At 40.3% G+C, this 1083-nt stretch carries 1 protein-coding gene; it reads left to right on the plus strand.

Annotated features, from left to right (window positions below):
- A partial coding sequence (locus tag JCM15548_RS20570) for an IS1380 family transposase (protein ID WP_157483051.1) occupies positions 1-827 on the plus strand: 827 nt, incomplete at its 5' end.
- Between the last annotated feature and the right edge of the window lie 256 nt (positions 828-1083).

Consider the following 1083-nt stretch of genomic DNA (forward strand, 5'->3'; position numbering starts at 1 on the left):
ACTATCACGACCACTGTTATATGCCTTTGCATATCTACGAAGGTCTTTCTGGTAAGTTAATTACCACGATCTTGAAGCCCGGCAGACGCTCCAAACAAAGCGATGTTGCTTCCATTCTCAAGAGGTTGATACTACAGATCAGGGAACAATGGCCTGAAACCCGAATAATTATTAGGGGAGACAGCCATTTTGCATCAAAAGATCTTATGGACTGGTGTGATACTTCGGCAAAAAAAGTGAACTACATCACGGGCCTTGCCGGAAATTCAAAATTAAAGTCCAGCGCCCAAGTAACCATAGAAAGTGCAGAGCGGGAATTTAAGCAATATGGGAAGCCTGTTAAACGCTATCATTCATTTATGTACAAAGCAGAAAGCTGGGCTTCACCTAAAAAGGTTGTAGTAAAAGTGGAAGCATCAGCCCAAGGCACCAATATCAGATATATCGTTACCAATCTTACTCAGTTTAAAGCCAAAGGATTATATGAGAAGGGCTATTGCGCCAGGGGCGCTGCTGAACTTCGGATTAAAGAACACAAGCTGTACTTAAAGTCAGACCGGGCCTCTTGTACAAGCTTTAAAGCCAATCAGTTCAGACTATTTCTACACTCCATCGCCTATGTATTGATGCATACCATGCAAAAGGAGCTTTTTAAGGGGACTGAATTGGTTAATGCCACCTTCAAAACCTTGCAGAACAAAATTATAAAAACCGCTGCCTGGGTAAAAGAAATGAAAACCAAGATAAAGATTGAGTTCCCGAAATATTGCCCAACAAAAGAACTTCAAGCAAGGAGTTTCCAAATGTTAGGCATGCTGGTAACGTAGGTGTTATCAATTGACTGAAATAAAAACGATTAAATAGTCGAATCTTCAAAGAGCTAAAACCATTGGCTGGAATGCTAACACCCACAATCCAGCCTATTGATCATAACTAACTATGCACTTTCGAATTTTGTGGGTGTATCTGCGGATAAATGCAAATATCGCAAGCTAAGCCCCTCAAATTTTCCAGAAAGCGACTTGATATCTGATTATGCTAATCAGAAATTTTTGTAGATTTGAGGTTTATGAATAAAGCAGG

The sequence above is a fragment of the Geofilum rubicundum JCM 15548 genome, from assembly GCF_000974365.1.
GTDB lineage: Bacteria > Bacteroidota > Bacteroidia > Bacteroidales > Marinilabiliaceae > Geofilum > Geofilum rubicundum.